Genomic DNA, 20,398 nt, shown 5'->3' on the forward strand with positions numbered 1-20,398 from the left:
GGTTATCTGCTCACCATGCTAACAACGGGTGCTGGGCAAAACAGGGATGCAGTTCAAAAAGAATCCATGTTAGCCATTCGGTTTTCAGCGACTCATCACACAATAGCTGCGACAGTGTATCGCGTACGCAAAGGATTGCGCTAGAGATAAATTAATTATTAATATACAAAAATTAAGAGGTTGTTTTATTACAGTAATCTTGTTTATTTGGTGACTTAGATCGCAAAAGACCAGATTTTTTCTGGTCTTTTGATAAGGGAATTACAGTCTTTTTGTACGTGGTGAATTAATGAAGTGTGTTGTCACCTGAACTAGCTTGTTTGAACAGCTCTGAAACTTGAGTTTGATCGAAGGAGTAGCTTGTACCACAGTAATCGCAATGCAAAGAAATTGAGCCTACTTCAGCCAAGATGTCGTTCACTTCCTTGCGTTCTAGCGTCACTATGGCCGCGCCACTTTTCTCTCTCGAGCAGCCACAGTGGAAAACCACAGGTTGAGGTTCAAAGACGCGCACTTTCTCTTGGTTATACAAACGATACAAAAGCTCATTCGCCTCAAGAGAGAACAACTCATCATCTTTTACTGTGTCTGTTAGCTGTTCAAGATGCTCAAAGTCTTCTGGACTCCCTTTGCCGTCAGGCATGATTTGTATCAGCATGCCAGCAGCTTGTGGTTTACATTGGTGTTCGCCAGTTCGTATCCAAAGACGAGTTTTAAGCTGCTCTGAATTGGCAAAGTATCCCTCTAGAGTTTCTGCTAAGCTGTCGCCTTCAAGAGCAACAATACCTTGATAGCGCTCAGCGTTTTTCGGCTCAATAGTGATAACCAAATAGCCTTTGCCCATCATATCGTGAATAGTTGCATCGTCTTTTATGTCGCCTTCCCAACGCGCTACGCCACGAACTTTTTGGTCATTGTCGCCATTAATTACGGCTAGGGACACAGGACCATCACCTTGCAACTGCATGGTAATAGAACCTTCGAACTTTAGTGTGGCGGTTAACAATGTGGCAGAGACTAATAGCTCACCTAAGAGTGTTTTCAGAGGTGTGGGATATTCCTTACTGGAGATAATCCGTTGGTATTCATCACTCAATTGTACCAACTCGCCACGTACTGAAAGGTCTTCAAAGAGATAACGGTTTAAAACATTGTGTGCCATTAAGTATTTCCTCGTACGTATGGTACATATATCAGCGGCATGCAGGCTGATATTTATTGGTGTTTAAATTTAATTATATCGCGTCGCTGCTTTTTGTCTGGGCGGCGATCGGGGCTGGGGTTGTGAGCATGAAGCTTTCGCTGCGTTGCATTCTCTTCACGCTTAGCAATACTGCTTTCAGTTTCACTGTAGAGAGTTTGTGCTTCTGGTGCTCCACGCCTTTGGTCAGAAATCTTTTCTATCACCACGGTTTTTTCCTCATGGCCCTGGCGAAGTGTAATGATGGCTCCTAGCTCGACTGTTTTACTCGGTTTGCTGCGTTGACCATTGTAATGGACTTTCCCGCCATCGACCATATTGCGAGCAATGGAGCGTGTTTTATAAAAGCGAGCAGCCCAGAGCCACTTATCGAGCCTCACTGCTTCAATTTCTGTAACCATAGTGGATACTAACCTCTGACTGATATCAATCTTGTGCCAAATTATTTGACTAACAATGGTGACACAGCGCTCATTTTTCAAGGTACATGACAAAATTCTGCACCTTTGTGTGTTAATCAGTTCGATTACAGTGTTGGTGGTTGAATATTTTGGTAGAATGCTCAGTTCAAACGAAAACGTTAATGTAAAAATACTTGCTAAGTAACAAATACCTAGCATAGCTTTGTCAGCTGGTTATCGAAAGGATTGTGAGTGAATATTCGTGGTGTAATTCAACTGGACACTTTTGTGAAAAATCAGGATCGCTTAAGTGCAGTGACGACCGTCATATTGCTAGCAATGAGTGCATGGGTTGCTGGCGCTCTAATTTGGCAGCCGCTGGAATCTCAGTCAGTGACGGCTTGGAAGCCTTCTACTTTTTCGAATAATGTTGAGAAAGGAGCAGGCTTAAATATTGCTGATCTACAAAATAGCCATTTATTTGGTCGCTATCAGGCGAATGCTCCTGCAGTGAAGAAAAAAGTGGTCACTGAGGCACCTAAAAGTCGTTTGAGCGTTGTTCTCGTTGGTGTTGTAACCAGTAGTGAAGAAGGAAAAAACTTAGCGGTAGTGTCCAATAGAGGCCAACAAGCCACCTATGGTATTGGTGAAACACTTGAAGGTACAAGAGCGACAGTCGTTGAAGTACTCTATGACCGCATTATAGTGGATAACTCAGGCCGCAATGAAACAGTCATGTTGGAAGGGTTAAAATATACTAAAGATCCTCAACCTCAGCCGAAATCCAAATCAGTCAAGGCAGAGGTATCGGCTGATAAGTTAGATGAAATTCGTACGGCCATCCGTAAAGACCCCAAACAAATTTTCCAATATGTTCGCATGTCTCAAATGAAAAGGGATGGTGAAGTCATAGGGTATCGTCTGTCCCCAGGCAGAGATAAAGAATTGTTTGAATCGGTTGGTCTAAAACCTGGGGATGTCGCAACGCAGATTAACGGCCAAAGTCTGAGTAACCCTGCTGCGATGGGTGAGATTTTTAAAAACATGTCTTCGCTTACAGAGCTCAATCTGACGGTGGAAAGGGATGGCCAATCTTTTGAAATTTATATTGAATTATAATAATGATGCAAACGCATACATCATTCCGAGGAGTAGAAGGTGAACCATTGGCTTAAAAAAAGCGCTTGGCTTTTAGCAGGAAGCTTATTGACGTTTCCCGCTGCGGTAGTGGCGAATGAATACAGTGCGAGCTTTAAAGGCACAGATATTCAAGAATTTATTAATATTGTTGGCCGTAACCTAGAAAAAACTATCATTGTTGACCCTTCAGTGCGTGGCAAAATAGATGTTCGCAGTTATGACATGCTGACGGAAAAGCAATATTACAGCTTCTTTCTTAACGTTCTGGAAGTCTATGGATACGCGGTCGTTGAAATGGATAACGGTGTTATTAAAGTTATCAAGTCAAAAGATGCGAAAACTTCTGCGATTCCAGTCGTTGGTGATGGCGCTATTGGCGGTGATGCTGTTGTGACCCGTGTGGTGGCTGTACGCAATGTGTCGGTTAGGGAGTTATCTCCTTTGTTGCGTCAGCTTAACGACAATGCTGGAGCTGGTAATGTGGTTCACTATGACCCTGCCAACATAATTCTTATCACAGGTCGCGCCGCAGTAGTTAACCGATTAGCCGATATCATCAAACGAGTAGACCAAGCAGGCGATAAAGAAATTGAAGTGGTTGAGCTTGACAACGCCTCGGCTGCGGAAATGGTTCGTATCGTTGAAGCTTTGAATAAGACGACAGATAACAAAAGCACTCCAGCCTTCCTTCAGCCTAAATTGGTTGCAGACGATCGTACCAACTCTATTCTAATCTCTGGAGATCCTCAGGTTCGTCAGAGGTTACGCAAGCTTATTAAGCAGCTTGATATTGAAATGGCAACTAAGGGCAACAACCGTGTTGTCTACCTCAAGTATGCTAAAGCAGAAGATTTGGTCGATGTGTTGAAAGGGGTATCAGAAAACCTTCAGGAGGAAAAATCAACGGGCACTAAAGGGGCAAAAACTTCCAAGCGTAATGAGGTGATGATCTCAGCCCATGAAGGGACTAATGCGTTAGTCTTGACCGCGCCACCTGATATCATGAACTCTCTGCTTGATGTGGTATCTCAGATTGATATTCGCCGAGCACAAGTGTTAATCGAGGCCTTAATTGTAGAAATGTCAGAGGGTGACGGGATTAACCTAGGTGTGCAATGGGGCTCGCTGGAAACTGGCGCTGTGATTCAGTATCCAAATTCGGGAGCACAGATTGGTCAAGTGATGGTGGGGCTTGAAGAAGCCAAGGACAAAGAAAACTCAAACTTAACGTATGACCCTGACAATGATTCGGCCAATGATGCTGGTTATGTTGAACAAATTACAACAGAAAGTGGTGACTACTCCACTTTAGCCTCAGCATTGGGCGGCGTTAATGGAGCGGCACTGAGTGTTGTAATGGGTGATTGGACAGCTTTGATCAGTGCCGTCTCAAGCGATACTCAATCTAATATCCTATCTTCACCAAGTATTACTGTGGTTGATAACGAAGAAGCAAAATTTATCGTCGGCGAGGAGGTTCCGGTAATAACAGGTTCGCAGACGGGCTCAAACAACGACAACCCATTCCAAACGGTTGAGCGTAAAGACGTTGGCGTTCAACTGACGGTTACGCCGCAAATCAATGAAGGGACGTCAGTCCAATTGACTATTACCCAAGAAGTGTCCAATGTGCTGCCAGCAACGACTAACGCCGCGGTGGATGTGAGTTTTGCCAAGCGTCAGCTCAATACCACGGTTATGGTAGAAGATGGCCAGATGATAGTACTCGGCGGTCTTATCGATGAGCAAACTACAGAGAGTGAGTCTAAAGTCCCGCTTTTGGGTGACATTCCTTACTTGGGCCGATTATTTAAATCCACCAGTTCGCAAAAGACGAAAAGGAATCTGATGGTCTTTATTAAGCCGACTATCATGCGTGATGGCTTAACAGCGGATGGTATCACGCAGCGTAAATACAACTTTATTCGTGCAGAGCAGCTGTATAAAGCAGAGGAAGGTATCAAGCTGATGGATGATGTTCCAGTACCAGTATTGCCTAAGTTTGGAGATGACATTCGCCATCCTGCAGAAATACAGGCCTTCTTGGATCAGATGGAAGCCCAGTGATGGATGAAGTAATCACATTTCGCCGCTTACCTTTTAGCTTTGCTAATCGATTTAAAATGGTGTTGGAGCCGAGTGAGCAAGGGTTGGCCCTCTACTATGTCGCTCCTTTGGCTTTTGAAGCACTGCTTGAAGTTAAGCGAGTTGTTGGTGAAGGTTTTGAAATTCAAGAAGTATCGAAAGAATCTTTTGATACCAAGCTCACAGAAGCTTATCAACGCGATTCATCAGAAGCTCGTCAGTTGATGGAAGATCTCGGTGCTGATAACGATGACTTTTTCTCCTTGGCAGAGGACTTGCCACAAGATGAAGACTTATTGGAATCTGACGATGATGCGCCAATTATCAAGTTGATTAACGCCATGCTCGGCGAAGCTATCAAAGAAGGTGCTTCGGATATTCATATTGAAACCTTCGAGAAAGCCCTATCTATTCGTTTTCGCATTGATGGTGTTTTACGTGATGTGTTGTCCCCAAGTAGAAAGCTTGCTCCTTTGCTAGTTTCTAGGGTCAAGGTTATGGCCAAACTGGATATAGCAGAAAAGCGCATTCCTCAAGATGGTCGTATTTCACTACGTATTGGCGGTCGAGCGGTTGATGTTCGTGTGTCGACCATGCCATCTTCACATGGCGAACGTGTGGTAATGCGACTACTCGATAAAAATGCCACTCGCCTTGATCTGCACAGTTTAGGAATGACACCTGAGAACCACGCTAATTTTCGTACTATGATTGAGCGCCCCCATGGCATTATTTTGGTTACTGGCCCGACAGGTTCAGGTAAATCGACCACTTTGTATGCCGGGCTTCAGGAGCTTAACAGCAATGAGCGTAACATTCTGACCGTTGAAGATCCGATTGAATTTGATATTGATGGGATAGGCCAAACTCAGGTAAACCCTAAAGTTGATATGACTTTTGCTCGCGGCCTGAGAGCAATATTACGTCAAGATCCTGATGTAGTTATGGTGGGCGAAATACGTGACTTAGAAACGGCTCAAATCGCGGTTCAAGCCTCTTTGACTGGCCACTTGGTTATGTCGACCCTGCATACAAATACTGCCGTTGGTGCAATCACTCGTTTGCGAGATATGGGAATCGAGCCATTTCTAATTTCTTCTTCACTACTCGGTGTGTTGGCTCAGCGTCTGGTTCGGACTTTGTGCTCCGAATGTAAAGAGCCTTATCAAGCGGATAAAGAGACGAAAAAGCTGTTCGAACTTAATGAGCAAGATGAGCTAACTCTGTTCAAGCCCAAAGGGTGTGAACACTGCAATAACAAAGGTTATCGAGGTCGTACCGGTATTCATGAGCTTCTTGTTGTCGATGAGCAGGTACAAGAGAGTATTCATAGTGAAGCCGGTGAGCAAGCGATTGAAAAAGTGATTCGCCAATATACGCCAAGTATTCGTCAAGATGGTCTAAGCAAGGTTCGTAATGGCATTACCTCTCTTGAAGAAGTAATGAGAGTGACGAAGGAAGGTTAATGGCAGCATTTGAATACAAAGCTTTAAATAAAAAAGGAAAAAATCAAAAGGGTGTTATTGAAGGTGATAACGCTCGCCAAGTTCGTGCTCGCCTTAAAGAGCAGGGTCTAATTCCGATTGAAGTGACAGAAACGCGGCAAAAAGCCAAGAAGCAAAATGAGCAAGCGGGTTTTACCTTCAAACGTGGTATTAGCACCCCTGATTTGGCTTTGATTACCCGTCAGCTCGCTACTTTGGTGCAATCGGGTATGCCGTTGGAGGAATGTCTTAAGGCTGTGTCTGAGCAATCAGAAAAGCCACGTATCCGAACCATGCTTTTGGCGGTTCGCTCGAAAGTGACGGAGGGTTACACTCTTTCGGATAGTTTGGCCGACTTTCCCCATATCTTCGATGACTTATTCCGCTCTATGGTGTCTGCAGGAGAAAAGTCGGGTCATTTAGATGCGGTTTTAGAGCGCCTAGCTGATTATGCAGAAAATCGCCAAAAAATGCGCTCTAAGCTGCAACAAGCCATGATTTACCCTGTGGTACTGGTTGTTTTTGCGATTGGGATTGTGGCCTTTTTGTTGGCGGCTGTGGTGCCTAAGATTATTGGTCAATTTGTACAAATGGGGCAGGAATTACCTCAATCGACTCAGATTCTTTTGGCATCGAGTGATTTTATTCAGCATTGGGGAATCCAGATATTCTTTGCTATCGTAGTCTTGGTTTATGTGTCTAAGTTTGCTTTGAGCAAACCAAATTTACGTTTGAGTTGGGACCGTAAAGTTGTACATATGCCATTAATCGGCAAGATCTCGCGTGGATTAAATACGTCGCGGTTTGCGCGTACGTTATCTATTTGTACATCAAGTGCTATCCCTATTCTTGAAGGTATGAAGGTCGCAGTTGATGTAATGTCTAACCACTATGTAAAACAGCAGGTTTTGAGTGCCACAGATAATGTTCGTGAAGGTGCGAGCCTGAGAAAATCTCTCGAACAAACTAAGTTATTCCCCCCTATGATGCTGCATATGATAGCCAGTGGTGAGCAAAGTGGAGAATTAGAAAGTATGCTCACTCGCGCAGCGGATACTCAAGATGCGAACTTTGAATCCACAGTCAATATTGCGTTAGGTATTTTCACTCCAGCTCTTATCGCCTTGATGGCTGGGCTGGTTCTGTTTATTGTGATGGCAACTATGATGCCAATTTTGGAAATGAATAACTTAATGAGTGGTTAGTCATAGTCAGGCGACTTTCCCGTCTTGATACGAGTTTTTATATGGAGAATCTAATGAAAGGAAAAATGAGGAAGCAATCTGGTTTCACCCTGTTAGAGGTCATGGTTGTTATAGTTATTCTGGGTATCCTAGCCAGTTTTGTTGTTCCTAACTTACTCGGTAATAAAGAAAAAGCGGACCAACAGAAGGCCATTACCGATATTGTTGCACTAGAAAATTCACTGGATATGTACAAACTGGATAACAGTGTCTATCCAACTACCGACCAAGGTTTGGAAGCATTGGTTAAAAAGCCTTCCAGTCCTGAGCCGCGTAACTACCGTGAGGGGGGCTATGTGAAGCGTTTGCCAACAGACCCATGGGGAAATGACTATCAATACTTAAGCCCGGGTGATCATGGCAATGTTGATATCTTCACATTGGGAGCGGATGGCCAAGAAGGTGGTGAAGGTATTAATGCCGATATCGGCAACTGGAACATTCAAGACTTTCAATAAGGCAGTGGCGGCATAAGCCGCCCTCTTTTTCTTATGCATCAAAGATATTCAAATCGCTTTCGAGCTGGATTTACATTGCTCGAGATTTTGCTTGTCCTAGTATTGGTTTCGCTGGCATCTGTTGCGGTAATTTCAACGTTGCCAACCAGTGCTAAGGACGAGTCAAAGATACAAGCAAAATCACTCTATCAACGTCTCTTATTGCTCAATGAAGAGGCGATGCTGAGTGGCCGTGATTATGGTTTAAGAGCGGATGAAAAAAAATCTTCTTACTATCTGATGACACTAGAAACTGAAGGTTGGAAAAAGCTTAACATCGATCAAATCCCTTATGAAACAAAGCTTGAAGACTCTGTGGTCATGGCTTTATCTTTAGGCGGAAGTGCATGGGATGATGATAGGTTGTTTAAGCCTGGTGGCTTGTTTGATGATGATTTGCATGAGGACCTGTTCGAGAAGAAAAAACTTCCTCCACCGCAAATTTTCATTGTTTCTAGTGGAGAGGTAACGCCATTCACTGTCTCTATCTATCCACAGCGAGGTGATGAAGAGCAGGATGCGTGGAAAGTGACTGCTAAAGAGAATGGTCAGATAGTGCTTTTAGCTCCAGGAGAAAGTCTTGATGAAAGCTAAGCGCGGAATGACACTATTAGAGGTATTAATCGCTTTGGCTATTTTTGCCACCGCTGCTATCGCGACAATTCGTTCCGTAAGCCAGCACATTAATACTCTCAGTTACCTTGAAGAAAAAACTTTCGCTTCCTTGGTGGCGGATAACCAAATGGCGCAAGTCTTGTTGTCACAGAGCAAGCCGAGTAAAAAGAAAGGCAAAGAGGAATTAGCTGGTCGAGAGTGGTTTTGGTCGATAGAGCCAGTAGCAACGCAAGGTGATATTTTGCAAGCCTTCGATGTGAAGGTGGCGACGACTGAAAAAGGCTCTCCTGTAGTAACGGTAAGAAGCTATGTGCAGAAATAAAACGCCTCTTAAACCGTCGGGTTTTACACTTATTGAAGTTTTGGTAGCCATTGCTATCTTTGCCAGTTTAAGTATTGGTGCCTATCAAGTGCTGAACCAGGTACAACGCAGTAATGCTTTGTCACTAGAACGCAGTGAAAGATTAAAAATGCTGCAGCGAACTCTTGTTTATATGGATGGCGACTTTCGCCAGATGGCGACACGCAAAACCCGAACCAATGGTGAAGAGACCAATGGCATGTTGCTGCAATGGAAGGAATACCTTTTGGACTCTGATGCAAAAGGTATCATGTTTACTCGTTTAGGTTGGCATAATCCACAGCAGCAATTCCCTCGAGGCGAGATAAGCAAAGTCGGTTATCGGATAAAAGATGATGTGCTCGAGAGAGTGTGGTGGCGCTATGCTGATACTCCTGCTGGTCAAGAAGGTATTTCTTTACCACTGATCGATAAAGTTGAGTCTTTCGAAGTTAAGTTTATGGAAGGCTCTGATTGGAAAAAAGAGTGGACCAAGAAAGAGGCCTTGCCAAAGGCGGTCTCTGTCGAACTGCAACTGAAGGATTATGGCAAGATTGAGCGCATTTATTTGGTTGCAGGTAGTGAAGCAAGTAATTCAGAGGAGAAGACGCCATGATGAGGCGCTCTCAGCAGGGTGTTGCCCTTATCGTCATTTTGCTTGTTTTGGCTGTTATGGTGAGTATCGCTGCGAGCATGGCTGATAGGCTATTTACCCAATTTAAGCGCGCACAAAATCAGCTCAACTATCAGCAAGCTTATTGGTACAGTTTGAGTGTTGAAGCTCTAGCAAAATATGGTATTGAGCAAAGTTACCAAGATAACCCAGATAGTATTAACTTATCTCAACCTTGGGCTAATGAATTTGATAGTTTGCCGCTTGAGTATGGTACGGTTAGTGGTAAATTAATCGATGCACAGGCATGCTTTAATATCAATGCATTGGCGGGGCTAGAAACAAACGCTGGGTCGTCTCAAGTGCCATTTTTGGTGGCTAGATTTCAAAACCTACTTGAAGAGTTAGAAATAGAAAACTATCAGGCGGAAACAATATCTCAATCTTTATGGGAATATACCGATAGTAACGATTCGGTGAATTCACCTTCAGGCGCTGAAGATAGCTATTATGAGGGTTTGTCTCCAGCCTATCTAAGCGCTAATACTTTGCTCGCTGATAACAGTGAGCTTCGAGCGGTCAAAGAAGTCAGTGGCGATACCATGGAAAAAATTAATTCTATGATTTGCGCACTGCCCACCAGTGATTTACGCCTCAATGTAAATACCATATCGGTAGATCATGCCGCTTTGCTGGTTGCAATGTTTTATCCTAACTTGAGCGCATCACAAGCGAAAGAAGTTCTGGATGATCGAGGTCCAGATGGTTGGGCCTCGATAGATGACTTTATGAATCAAGCTGTATTGATTAGCTTGGGCGATGAAGTCAAAAAAGAAGTAAAAAAGTACTTGAGTGTCGATAGCAAGTATTTTGAGATGGATGCTGAGGTGTTGGTGGATAATTCTAGGGTGCGACTTCGCAGCCTGTTATTTAGTGATGATAAAAAAACTGCAACGGTAGTACGCCGTCGCTTTGGAGGGATTGGTGAACGAGTTTCTAATCGTTCGGCTGAGCAAAAATAAAACAGCGGTCATTCAGTGGCTGGTTTGGTCTGAAATCCAAAAGGAAGTGATAGCGAGCGGAGAGCTGCAGGATCATCAGGATTTATCAGACCTAACTCACTATGCGCAAGGGCGCCAGCTTATTTTATTGGTGTCTACTGCCAACCTAGTGTTAACTCAAGTTGATATTCCAGCTGGGGCAAATCGTCAGCTTGAGTCGATGCTGCCATTTCTGCTTGAAGATGACATTGCTCAGGATGTTGATGAGCTACATTTTACTGTGCTTGCGAAGCAAGATGGTAAAGCAAATGTGTGTGGCATGGATCATAGTTGGTTGGAAGCCATTATTGCTGATTTTCGTGAGTTAGGTTTCGTGGTGCGTAAAGTCATACCTGATGCACTTGCTTTACCAGTCTCTGAGGAAATGGGCTTAACAGCAGTAGAAGTTGATGGGCAGTGGCTGGTAAAAAAAGGGCCTTATCAAGCCATGAGTATAGAGGCCTCTTGGCTTCGTCTTCTAGTGCAATCTGAATGGGTTAAACAAGGTGATGACTATTTGTCGCTACAAGCATTCTCACCATTACCAGATTTAGATTTGGGTCAAGATCAAGACTGGAAAAATGCCTCGCCTAAATTAGTCATGCAGCTGCTGGCAGAAGGTGCGGTACAGAGCAAGTTGAACCTTCTATCCGGAGAGTTTAAACCTAAATCTTCGTTTGGTCGTCACCTTAAGGTATGGAGAAAAGCGGGTATAGCGGCTGGTGTGCTACTTGTTATGGTCGGTGTGAACAATTGGCTGCAGATCCGAAATGCAGAAGCTCAAGCCAATGCATACCGTAGTGAAAGTGAGCGTATATTCCGCCAAATAACCAACAAGAATAAGATCCCAACGGTCACCTATTTGAAACGAGAATTACAGCGTGAGGAAAAAGTCTTGTCTGGTAGTGGTGGTGAATCAGTGCTTGATTGGATGATAAAAATGCCTCAAGTGATGAAGCAAGTACCGGGACTCAAATTGACCAGCTTTAAATACGACGGCTCCAGAGGTGAGGTGCGATTGCAGGCACAGAGTAATGACTTTCAAACCTTTGAGAAAGCTCGAGAGCTGATGTCAGATAAATTCATGGTTGAGCAAGGGCAATTGAGTAAGTCTGGTGCTTTAGTCAACGGTACCTTCGTGCTTAGACGTCTGTAAGAGGTGGAGATGAAGCAGTTATTAACATCAATACAGCTTTGGTGGATGAAGACCAGCCAACGTGAGCAACGTATGTTGATGGTTTGCGGTGGATTTTTGTTTTTGGGTATCCTCTATTGGGGTATCGTACAGCCTATAATTGAAAGGGCTGATGCCGCGACGCAGCGCATTCAAAACGAAAAACAGCTTTTGAGTTGGGTTAGAGATAAAGCAGATAGTATCAGTCAACTTCGCGCCAATGGTGGAGCGTCCTCATCCAATTTGCCTTTAAATCAATCTATCTCTTCTACAGCCTCTCGTTTTGGTGCGGAACTTGTGAGAGTCCAGCCTCGAGGAGAGGAACTGCAAGTGTGGGTGCAGCCGATGCCGTTCAATCGTTTGATTGACTGGATGACTTTCCTGAAAGAAAGTCATGGTGTGTCTGCAACTTTTATGGATATTGATAAAGGTGAGCAAGAAGGAACTGTTGAAATTAAGCGCCTCCAGTTTGTAAAAGGATAGTGTGCGGTGAAAAAAATTATTCTGCTGAGTTTTGCTCTGTTTATAGTGTTTTTAATAAGTGCTATCGCACATCTGCCCGCTCAGATAGCACTGAATTATCTGCCTTTGCCCCAACAGCTTATGGTAAGCGGGGTCATAGGCTCTTTTTGGAATGGTCGAGCTGATTCTATTAAGTGGCAAGATAGTAACTATGGTTCTCTGAACTGGACGTTATCACCACTTAAGCTCCTGCTTGGTAAAGCAGAGGCGCAAGTACGCTTTGGTCAGGGTAGCGATATGCAGATTTCTGGGCGAGGAACTGTCGGCCTGAGTATGTCTGGTCCTTATGCTCATAAGTTAGTTGCTTCTCTTCCAGTTGATAAAGCCCTTGAGCTAGCTCCGCCGCTTCCCATTCCTATTGAGCTCAACGGTAAAGTGGAATTGAGTATTCAATCTATGGTTTATGCTGCGCCATATTGTCAATCGGCTATAGGCTCATTGGTGTGGAATACAGACAAAGTTGTTACTCCTCTTGACGAACTAAAACTAGGTCCAGTGATTGCCAACTTTACTTGTAATAATAGTGATATCAAGGTGAAAGCGGAGCAAAGCAGTCAAGATGTTGTAAGTTCAGGCGATCTTGAACTTAGCTCAAATCGCACTTATCAAGCATCGGCATGGTTTAAACCAGGGGAAAATTTCCCTCAAGCTCTTGCGGAGCAATTGAAGTGGCTACCCTCGCCAGACGGGCAAGGCCGCTATCAGCTTAGTTACCAGGGTAAGCTTAACTAAAGGCAGCAACTTGAGTTAGATATTTGCTATAAATAGGCGCTTGTATTTGTGGCAAATATCGAGATCGGGCTAGCTAGCCCTGATAGTTGGAAAACTAATTTGCGCTCTAAGTCCGCCATTGCTGCGATTATTAATAGTGACGCTTCCTTGGTGCTGATTAGCGATGCGTTTGACTATCGCGAGACCTAGCCCAGTTCCCTCGCTTCCACGGGCTGTATCACCGCGAGTAAAGGGTTCAAACAGTTTTCCTATCTGACTTTCCTCGATCCCTGTGCCATTGTCTTCCACACAAACCCATACAAGTGCATTATCTGCTGTGATACCCGTGCTGACTTTAACCCAGCCATTGCCATAACGCATGGCGTTGATCACCAGATTAGTAATGGCGCGCTTGATAGCTATCGGGCTTCCATAGGCAAACTTGAGTGGCCTGTGATACTCAGTTTCGATTTTTACTTCATATCCACCTTCAGCAGAACTCACTTCATTGGCGATGTCGTTTAGATTAATAGCAACAAACGTTTCTCTATCGACGGGTTTTAGATAATCCATAAACTGATTGATGATCTGATTGCATTCCTCAGTATCACTAATGATGCCCTCAGCAAGATAACTATCCTGTGGTGACATCATTTCGGTTGCGAGACGTATGCGTGTCAGTGGGGTTCTCAAATCGTGACTGATGCCAGCCATGAGTAAGGTTCGGTCTTCTTCAAGTGCTTGAATGCCTTTGGCCATTTGATTAAAAGCGCGGGTAACGGCGCGAATTTCTGATGCACCCTTCACCGGTAAAGGAGGAGGGATATTGCCTTTACCCACTCCTTTGGCGGCTTTTTCTAGTACTATAAGAGGCCGGTTTTGTAAGCGGATAAAAAGCCAGCCACCAGCGACGATTAGTAAAGCCACTAACAAGCTATTGCGAAATAATGGCGCAAAGTCTTCTTCATGTAATTCGGACAATGGAATACGGAGAATAGAGCCGGGTAGGGAGTCAATTTTCATCCACAGTATATAGCTATCCTCTCCGAGCGTCATGCGCACATCGGTTCCAGCGCCGAGCTCTTTGCTCATGTCTTCACTCATGAGATCTATGGTCATTCCTTGATAATACTCGGCCGCAATTGGGCTATCTTCACTATGAATAGTGACCCCAAGCTGCTCAAGTACTCTTCTTCGTAAAGGTGCGTCCATTTGGAGCTGATGCTCAGCATTTGCAGAGTCATCAAGCATAAGGCTTATTTCATGACCGAGAATCTTATTGAATTGTTGTAAGCTGGGCATCAAGGCGTAATTGAATACAGCGTAATAGGAATAAATTTGGCTTGCGATAAGTAAGGTAAAAAAGATAAAGATTGATTGGGTAAATGAGCTAGTAATACGCATGCCAGTAACCTTAGTCACAATGAATAAAAGAAATGCGAGACATAAGCTCGCATTCTTAGCGGATTAGCTATTATGCCTCTTTGCCATCTGGAACAAAAACATAACCTAGTCCCCAGACAGTTTGTATGTAGCGTGGCTTACTTGGGTCGAGCTCAAGCATTCGGCGCAGACGCGAAATCTGTACGTCAATCGAGCGCTCCATCGCTGAATACTCTCTGCCTCTGGCCATGTTCATCAGCTTATCTCGAGACATGGGCTCTCTGGCGTTGGTGACCAGTGCCTTTAAAACGGCGAACTCCCCTGATGTCAGAGGCATAGATTCTTCGCCTTTAAACATCTCTCGAGTGCCGAGGTTTAGGCTAAACTCGCCAAACTCGACAACAGATTCTTCAGCACTAGGGGCGCCCGGAAGTTCAACCGTTTGACGACGTAATACGGCCTTGATTCGAGCAAGCAGTTCGCGGGGATTAAAGGGTTTAGGTAGATAGTCATCTGCTCCCACCTCTAAACCGACAATGCGATCGATTTCATCGCCTTTGGCAGTTAGCATTAAAATCGGAAGAGTGCTGTTTGCATTGCGTAGTCGTCGGCAGATAGATAAACCGTCCTCTCCTGGTAGCATGAGATCCAGCACCATTAAATGGAAGTTTTCACGGGTCAATAGGCGGTCCATTTGTTCGCTGTTGGCAACACTGCGCACTTGAAACCCTTGTTCAGACAAGTAACGCTCTAACAGTGCACGCAAACGCGCATCGTCATCAACAACCAAAACTTTGTGCTTTTCTTGCATAGAATGCTTCCACCTATTTGTATATCCAGTGCTCAGAGTGAGGGGCTAGGACTTTTGCCTTGCGAATAAAATGTAACACCCTTTAGTAAAAATTAGTCAAAAGAATTGTTAATGATTATTACCTTTTTGATCCTTTTTAGCTAATGTATATGCCAAGATCAACCGAGTAGTATTGAAGCAATGAAAACAAACTTGATCACCCGTGAAGGTTTTCAGCGATTAAAAGATGAACTTGATTTTTTGTGGAAAGAAGAACGTCCAGAAGTGACCAAAAAAGTCACTTGGGCTGCTGGTTTGGGCGATCGCTCAGAAAATGCGGATTACCAATATAACAAAAAACGCTTACGAGAAATTGATCGACGGGTTCGCTACCTTAGGAAGCGTATAGAGCAGGTTAAAGTGGTCGACTATTCGCCTCAGCAAGAGGGAAAGGTTTTTTTTGGAGCATGGGTAGAAGTAGAAAATCAAATGGGCGAAGTGAAAAAATTTCGTATTGTTGGTCCAGATGAAATTTACGGCGATGCAAAGGACTATATTTCGATTGATTCACCTATGGCGAGAGCGCTAATCAAAAAAGAAATCGATGATGAAGTGATGGTAAGAACCCCTGAAGGGGAGAAAGAGTGGTTTGTAAACAAGATTGATTATAAGGCTGATGTTGAGCCTAGTTAGAATGCCGCCGCGCATTTGCGCGGCGGTAGAAGATTGATTATTTCTCGTAGTCAGGCTTGTCTGTCACTATATAGTTGGTTTCACTAGAGACCATAACACCATGTTTTAGGAAGTTTTTGCCTAAAATCATGCTGTAATGAAAGCGGCTGCGATCTTGAAGGTTTACTCTCACTTTCTTTTCCAAGTCACCGAGTTTTACTTGCATTTCAACCACAGGGCGAACATTGGCTTTTTCCCCCTTTTTGGCCTTAATTCGCATCGTATCTACGACGGGCTTGGTAAAAGTTTTGCTCATGCCCGCGTCGTTTTTATAGGTAAAGCTAACCATGTCTTGGCCATCTTTTTTAAATTGCTTGATATTTAAAGCGTTTATCGAGCTGACATCCGCACCAGTATCAAGTTTGACCGGAAAAGACATACCTTCGACTTGCGCAACTTCAATATGGCCAGCTTTAAAAATGGGGGCGTTTTCTAGTAGATGATCTGACCGTGTGTTTAAGAGTACGCCACCTTTGGCAATGTTATGACCCAATACAAAAAAGGGCTGTTGATCTTTATCTAGGATATCCAGAGCAACATTCATTGGTCTTTCTTTGCTGCCAAGCTGGACATTTCCTTCTATTACAGGGCGTACGGAGTCACCGACTTTAAGCTTTTTAATCACAGGTTTTGTAATTTTTTCCGCTTTCCCTGTCTCTGTTGGTAGATAGAAAGTCACTACTTCTTTTTTATCCTTTTCAGTGAGCTCGAAGCTCTCTACGCGAAGCAAAGGGGTTTTGACCACAAAGCTTGGGTAAGCAGGCAGACGAATATTATCCAGCTTGATGGATTCTTGCGTCGAAATCACTAGAGGGTCAGATTTTAGAGCGTCGCTGAATGGCTTGTTGTGTTGGAGTAAGTTTTCTTTGTCGGTGTCGATAACAAAGTGTTGGCTTGCTAAATCCTTACCAATTCTAATTTGCGAGCTGAACTTACTCCGGTCGCGCAAATAGACCAACCAATTTTGGTTATGCGTCTTATCTATTGTAACGGGTAGGTAAACCAAAGGACGTTCACCACTGCTGGTTTTTAGCATCCGAACTAAAGGCAAGCTCATAGTTTGGCGCTGTTTGTTCTTTCCCTCCAGAACAAACGAGACTTGCTTATTCTTTTTGTCTACTTGGATGTCTAGTGCATGGGCACTGGTATAGCGAGTTGTGGTTGAAATGCTGGTTTTATAGGGAATATCAGAGACGGTAACTAAGTCTTTTTTACCAATCATCTTCGCATTGGGCTGCTCTTGAAGATAGTTATATCCGGCTAGCACCCAAGCATTGTTGTTAAGGTAGGTTTTGCCAATTAGGATTGGAGCTGAAAAGTGAGAGCGGTCGGTTAAATTAACCAAAGTCTCTACTTTCTTGCTCGCAATTGTCAGAGGCATCATTATCGCGGGGCGCAAAATGGGCGCTTGGCTGGTGCGGCTGCGGATGACACTCAACTTCTCCAGCTCTTTGTCGACGGGTATTTTCTTACCTGTTATGGGGTTTGGTATCTCAAAAGTGACGTGGACTTGATAGGCATCAAAGCTGTCATTATCCCAGCTTGCTGCGGCAAATTTCTCAGCATCCCAAGTTCCATCGGTACCAATTAAATCACCGAAAACTGCCCACATAAGTTGGTCATCTTGGTACTTTTTAAACTTAGGGTTGTTGCTGTATAGGTGAACATTTTCGGCATGAATAGAGGTGCTATCAGCACCAGTATCAATTTTGCCAGCAAAAGGTATTTGAGCAAGCTCAGAAATACCACTGAAGTAGACGTTTTCGACTCGGCCTAGTACAGGTTTGCTATCGAGCTGGTAAATAGGATTTTGTGTGGTGGCTGCAAGGGCTTGCTGCCAAGTCAATGGGTTGGCAAGTAAAGCCACCATTAGCACTAAGGCCGAAGACAGTTTCTTCATCATAGTTTCCCGTAGATATTTAAGCGCAAAGGTATGTTCTAATACCCAGAGGTGATCTGCTTTCAGTTGTTCCAGTTTTGACATAAATCTGATGGATGTCTATCAGGAGTTGGTAAATTTTACTCAACATAGTTAAAAACATTGCAAATTCTGTATAGAACCCCAATGTTCTACGGATAAATCCCATCACTAAGAATGAAGAGAATCACCGGATGAGCCAAGCTATCTGTCAAATGATTGCTCAAGAACTTAATGTTCGTCCTGAGCAAGTCACTGCTGCTGTCGACCTAATTGATGACGGCAATACCGTTCCTTTTATTGCCCGATACCGAAAGGAGGCGACAGGTGGCCTGGATGATACCCAATTACGTAATCTCGATAGCCGACTCGTTTACTTAAGGGAACTAGAGGATCGCCGTCAGACCATTCTAAAGTCGATTGAGGAGCAAGGTAAACTCACCGACCAATTGGCAAAAGATATTCACCAAGCGGAGAGTAAAACCCGTTTGGAAGACTTGTATTTGCCTTTTAAACCTAAACGTCGAACCAAGGGGCAAATTGCCATTGAGGCGGGTCTTGAGCCATTGGCAGAAAAGTTGTGGAATCACCCTGAACATGATCCTGAGCAACAGGCCTCTGATCATGTTGATTTGGATAAAGGTATAGCAGATACCAAAGCGGCGCTTGATGGTGCACGTGCCATTATCATGGAGCAAATCGCAGAAGACGCCGATCTGCTGGAAAAAATACGTTCATATCTAAACCGTCACGCTGAACTGGAAGCCAGAGTTGTTGAAGGAAAAGAGCACGAAGGAGAGAAATTTAAAGACTATTTCTCACACTCTGAGCCTTTCAATAAAGTGCCTTCTCATCGCGCGCTTGCCATGCTGCGTGGTCGCAATGAAGGCTTTCTTACACTGACCATGAATTCGGATCCTTCGCAAGAGCAAGGTGCTCGTCAGTCTTATTGTGAAACCATTATCGCCGATCATTATGGTATTACTCTAAGCGAGGCCCCAAGTGATGGCTGGCGTAAGCAAGTGATCAGCTGGGCGTGGCGCGTGAAAGTGTCAATGCACATGGAAACTGAGCTCATGGGTGCGATGAAAGAACGAGCAGAGGTTGAAGCAATAGAAGTTTTTGCTACTAACCTCAAAGACCTTTTAATGGCAGCGCCTGCTGGTCCTCGAGCGACCTTAGGGTTGGATCCAGGCTTGAGAACCGGCTCAAAAATCGCTGTGGTAGATTCAACAGGTAAAGTGCTAACGACCGATACCATTTATCCTCATCCTCCGCAAAATCAATATGATAAATCAGCGCAAACAGTGGCTAAGTTAGTTGAAAAATATCAGGTAGATTTAATCGCGATTGGTAATGGCACGGCGTCGCGTGAAACAGACAGTTTTGTGGCAGACTTAGTCAAAACTCACAATCTTAAAGTACAAAAAATAATGGTGAGTGAAGCTGGCGCTTCGGTTTATTCTGCTTCTGAACTTGCTGCAAAGGAATTTCCCAACCTAGATGTGTCACTGCGAGGAGCGGTTTCGATTGCTCGCCGCCTGCAAGACCCCTTAGCAGAGTTAGTGAAAATCGACCCTAAATCTATTGGTGTGGGCCAATACCAGCATGATGTCAGTCAATCTATGCTGGCGAAACGCTTGGACGCAGTGGTTGAAGATTGTGTGAATGCTGTTGGCGTTGACGTCAACACGGCTTCATCCGCTCTATTGAGCCGAGTGGCAGGTCTGTCTAGTACGATTGCACAAAATATTGTCGACTATCGCGATCAACATGGTCGATTCGAGGCGCGCACCGTGCTTAAAAAAGTCGCTCGCCTTGGGCCTAAAGCCTTTGAGCAGTGCGCGGGCTTTTTGCGCATCATGGGAGGCAAAAATCCATTGGATGCCTCATCGGTTCATCCAGAAGCGTATCCTGTAGTAAAAGCCATTGCAGAAAAAAACGCTAAGAAAGTGGATGCGCTGATTGGCGACACTCAGTTTTTACGGGGGTTGCATGCGATTGACTACACTGATGAGCACTTTGGCCTGCCTACGGTAACTGACATTATCAAAGAGCTTGATAAACCCGGCCGAGACCCTCGTCCAGAGTTCAAGACGGCAACTTTTGCCGATGGCGTTAATGCGGTGTCCGATCTTGAACCAGGAATGGTACTGGAAGGCGTTGTGTCTAATGTGGCTAACTTTGGCGCTTTCGTTGATATTGGGGTGCATCAGGACGGTCTAGTGCATATTTCGGCATTAACCGATCGCTTTGTTTCTGATCCAAGAGAGGTGGTCAAAGCGGGCGATATCGTTAAAGTCAAAGTGATGGAAGTCGATGTTCAGCGCAAGCGTATTGGTCTATCCATGCGCCTTACCGATGAGCCTGGGCAAGATAACCGCTCACAACGTGCGGCACCAGCAAATAAAAAACAGGGCCGTACTTCGGCCCACAGTGATGAATCGTCAAATAATGCAATGGGCGGCGCTTTTGCTGCCGCTTTTGCCAAAGCGAAAAAATAACGTT

19 protein-coding genes are annotated in these 20,398 nt (G+C 44.4%); 14 read left to right on the top strand and 5 right to left on the bottom strand.

Going from position 1 to position 20,398, the window contains the following annotated elements; all coding sequences use genetic code 11:
• Positions 1-286: 286 nt before the first annotated feature.
• Both hslO and hslR read right to left on the bottom strand, forming a co-directional pair.
• The gene (hslO, locus tag MHN79_RS08780) at positions 287-1,162 is read right to left on the bottom strand and encodes an Hsp33 family molecular chaperone HslO (RefSeq protein WP_239172578.1); all 876 of its coding nucleotides are present in this window, start codon (positions 1,160-1,162) and stop codon (positions 287-289) included.
• A gap of 53 nt (positions 1,163-1,215) precedes the next feature.
• A complete protein-coding gene (gene hslR / locus MHN79_RS08785; protein WP_239172724.1) occupies positions 1,216-1,602 on the bottom strand; it encodes a ribosome-associated heat shock protein Hsp15 in 387 nt (128 codons plus the stop codon).
• Positions 1,603-1,854: 252 nt separating this feature from the next.
• Between hslR and gspC the strand changes: the two genes are divergently transcribed.
• The 12 genes from gspC to MHN79_RS08845 are packed head-to-tail and all read left to right on the top strand — an operon-like array spanning position 1,855 to position 13,088.
• On the top strand, positions 1,855-2,721 hold the full coding sequence (gene gspC / locus MHN79_RS08790) for a type II secretion system protein GspC (protein WP_114785861.1): 867 nt from the start codon (positions 1,855-1,857) through the stop codon (positions 2,719-2,721).
• A gap of 39 nt (positions 2,722-2,760) precedes the next feature.
• Complete coding sequence (gene gspD / locus MHN79_RS08795) at positions 2,761-4,809, top strand: type II secretion system secretin GspD (RefSeq protein WP_239172579.1); 2,049 nt, start codon at positions 2,761-2,763, stop codon at positions 4,807-4,809.
• Positions 4,809-6,293 (top strand): type II secretion system ATPase GspE, encoded by a 1,485-nt coding sequence (gspE, locus tag MHN79_RS08800; protein ID WP_239172580.1) that lies wholly within the window; start codon positions 4,809-4,811, stop codon positions 6,291-6,293. The genes gspD and gspE overlap by 1 nt, the downstream gene beginning before the upstream one ends.
• Complete coding sequence (gene gspF / locus MHN79_RS08805; RefSeq protein ID WP_152429267.1) at positions 6,293-7,516, top strand: type II secretion system inner membrane protein GspF; 1,224 nt, start codon at positions 6,293-6,295, stop codon at positions 7,514-7,516. The genes gspE and gspF overlap by 1 nt, the downstream gene beginning before the upstream one ends.
• Positions 7,517-7,569: 53 nt before the next feature.
• Positions 7,570-8,013, top strand: coding sequence for a type II secretion system major pseudopilin GspG (gspG, locus tag MHN79_RS08810; RefSeq protein ID WP_152429268.1), 444 nt, complete (start codon positions 7,570-7,572; stop codon positions 8,011-8,013).
• 33 nt (positions 8,014-8,046) lie between these two features.
• Positions 8,047-8,646 (top strand): type II secretion system minor pseudopilin GspH, encoded by a 600-nt coding sequence (gene gspH, locus MHN79_RS08815; RefSeq protein WP_239172581.1) that lies wholly within the window; start codon positions 8,047-8,049, stop codon positions 8,644-8,646.
• Entirely contained in the window at positions 8,636-8,989 is a 354-nt protein-coding gene (gene gspI / locus MHN79_RS08820) for a type II secretion system minor pseudopilin GspI (RefSeq protein ID WP_239172582.1), read from the top strand. Before gspH ends, gspI begins: the two co-directional genes overlap by 11 nt.
• The gene (gene gspJ / locus MHN79_RS08825) at positions 8,976-9,623 is read left to right on the top strand and encodes a type II secretion system minor pseudopilin GspJ (protein WP_239172583.1); all 648 of its coding nucleotides are present in this window, start codon (positions 8,976-8,978) and stop codon (positions 9,621-9,623) included. Before gspI ends, gspJ begins: the two co-directional genes overlap by 14 nt.
• Positions 9,623-10,642 (top strand): type II secretion system minor pseudopilin GspK, encoded by a 1,020-nt coding sequence (gene gspK / locus MHN79_RS08830; protein ID WP_239172725.1) that lies wholly within the window; start codon positions 9,623-9,625, stop codon positions 10,640-10,642. Before gspJ ends, gspK begins: the two co-directional genes overlap by 1 nt.
• Positions 10,605-11,816 (top strand): type II secretion system protein GspL, encoded by a 1,212-nt coding sequence (gspL, locus tag MHN79_RS08835; RefSeq protein ID WP_239172584.1) that lies wholly within the window; start codon positions 10,605-10,607, stop codon positions 11,814-11,816. Before gspK ends, gspL begins: the two co-directional genes overlap by 38 nt.
• Positions 11,817-11,825: 9 nt before the next feature.
• Positions 11,826-12,317, top strand: a complete 492-nt coding sequence (locus MHN79_RS08840) for a type II secretion system protein M (protein WP_239172585.1) — start codon at positions 11,826-11,828, stop codon at positions 12,315-12,317.
• Positions 12,318-12,323: 6 nt separating this feature from the next.
• Complete coding sequence (locus tag MHN79_RS08845) at positions 12,324-13,088, top strand: type II secretion system protein N (RefSeq protein ID WP_239172586.1); 765 nt, start codon at positions 12,324-12,326, stop codon at positions 13,086-13,088.
• Between the two features lie 69 nt (positions 13,089-13,157).
• Here the strand turns inward: MHN79_RS08845 and envZ are convergent, their stop codons facing one another.
• Together envZ and ompR are read right to left on the bottom strand one after the other, a co-directional pair.
• Entirely contained in the window at positions 13,158-14,471 is a 1,314-nt protein-coding gene (gene envZ, locus MHN79_RS08850) for a two-component system sensor histidine kinase EnvZ (RefSeq protein ID WP_239172587.1), read from the bottom strand.
• Between the two features lie 70 nt (positions 14,472-14,541).
• On the bottom strand, positions 14,542-15,261 hold the full coding sequence (gene ompR, locus MHN79_RS08855) for a two-component system response regulator OmpR (protein WP_152429276.1): 720 nt from the start codon (positions 15,259-15,261) through the stop codon (positions 14,542-14,544).
• 180 nt (positions 15,262-15,441) lie between these two features.
• Between ompR and greB the strand changes: the two genes are divergently transcribed.
• On the top strand, positions 15,442-15,933 hold the full coding sequence (gene greB / locus MHN79_RS08860; RefSeq protein ID WP_239172588.1) for a transcription elongation factor GreB: 492 nt from the start codon (positions 15,442-15,444) through the stop codon (positions 15,931-15,933).
• Positions 15,934-15,970: 37 nt separating this feature from the next.
• Here greB and MHN79_RS08865 read toward each other — a convergent pair whose 3' ends face one another.
• Positions 15,971-17,875 (bottom strand): RimK/LysX family protein, encoded by a 1,905-nt coding sequence (locus MHN79_RS08865; protein ID WP_239172589.1) that lies wholly within the window; start codon positions 17,873-17,875, stop codon positions 15,971-15,973.
• Between the two features lie 209 nt (positions 17,876-18,084).
• On the opposite strand from MHN79_RS08865, the gene MHN79_RS08870 reads away from it, so the two are divergent.
• Positions 18,085-20,394: a Tex family protein gene (locus MHN79_RS08870; RefSeq protein WP_239172590.1), complete on the top strand. Its 2,310-nt coding sequence runs from the start codon at positions 18,085-18,087 to the stop codon at positions 20,392-20,394.
• The last annotated feature ends 4 nt before the right edge of the window (positions 20,395-20,398 follow it).

The sequence above is a fragment of the Vibrio sp. Of14-4 genome (genome assembly GCF_022347625.1).
GTDB classification, from domain to species: domain Bacteria; phylum Pseudomonadota; class Gammaproteobacteria; order Enterobacterales; family Vibrionaceae; genus Vibrio; species Vibrio pristinus.

Excerpts from the sequence above, each read along its gene's own strand:
- hslO (WP_239172578.1), bottom strand. The coding sequence starts at position 1,162 with ATGGCACACAATGTTTTAAACCGTTATCTCTTTGAAGACCTTTCAGTA.
- hslR (WP_239172724.1), bottom strand. The coding sequence starts at position 1,602 with ATGGTTACAGAAATTGAAGCAGTGAGGCTCGATAAGTGGCTCTGGGCT.
- gspE (WP_239172580.1), top strand. The coding sequence starts at position 4,809 with ATGGATGAAGTAATCACATTTCGCCGCTTACCTTTTAGCTTTGCTAAT.
- gspF (WP_152429267.1), top strand. The coding sequence starts at position 6,293 with ATGGCAGCATTTGAATACAAAGCTTTAAATAAAAAAGGAAAAAATCAA.
- gspG (WP_152429268.1), top strand. The coding sequence starts at position 7,570 with ATGAAAGGAAAAATGAGGAAGCAATCTGGTTTCACCCTGTTAGAGGTC.
- gspH (WP_239172581.1), top strand. The coding sequence starts at position 8,047 with ATGCATCAAAGATATTCAAATCGCTTTCGAGCTGGATTTACATTGCTC.
- gspI (WP_239172582.1), top strand. The coding sequence starts at position 8,636 with ATGAAAGCTAAGCGCGGAATGACACTATTAGAGGTATTAATCGCTTTG.
- gspJ (WP_239172583.1), top strand. The coding sequence starts at position 8,976 with ATGTGCAGAAATAAAACGCCTCTTAAACCGTCGGGTTTTACACTTATT.
- gspK (WP_239172725.1), top strand. The coding sequence starts at position 9,623 with ATGAGGCGCTCTCAGCAGGGTGTTGCCCTTATCGTCATTTTGCTTGTT.
- MHN79_RS08840 (WP_239172585.1), top strand. The coding sequence starts at position 11,826 with ATGAAGCAGTTATTAACATCAATACAGCTTTGGTGGATGAAGACCAGC.
- envZ (WP_239172587.1), bottom strand. The coding sequence starts at position 14,471 with ATGCGTATTACTAGCTCATTTACCCAATCAATCTTTATCTTTTTTACC.
- ompR (WP_152429276.1), bottom strand. The coding sequence starts at position 15,261 with ATGCAAGAAAAGCACAAAGTTTTGGTTGTTGATGACGATGCGCGTTTG.
- greB (WP_239172588.1), top strand. The coding sequence starts at position 15,442 with ATGAAAACAAACTTGATCACCCGTGAAGGTTTTCAGCGATTAAAAGAT.
- MHN79_RS08865 (WP_239172589.1), bottom strand. The coding sequence starts at position 17,875 with ATGATGAAGAAACTGTCTTCGGCCTTAGTGCTAATGGTGGCTTTACTT.
- MHN79_RS08870 (WP_239172590.1), top strand. The coding sequence starts at position 18,085 with ATGAGCCAAGCTATCTGTCAAATGATTGCTCAAGAACTTAATGTTCGT.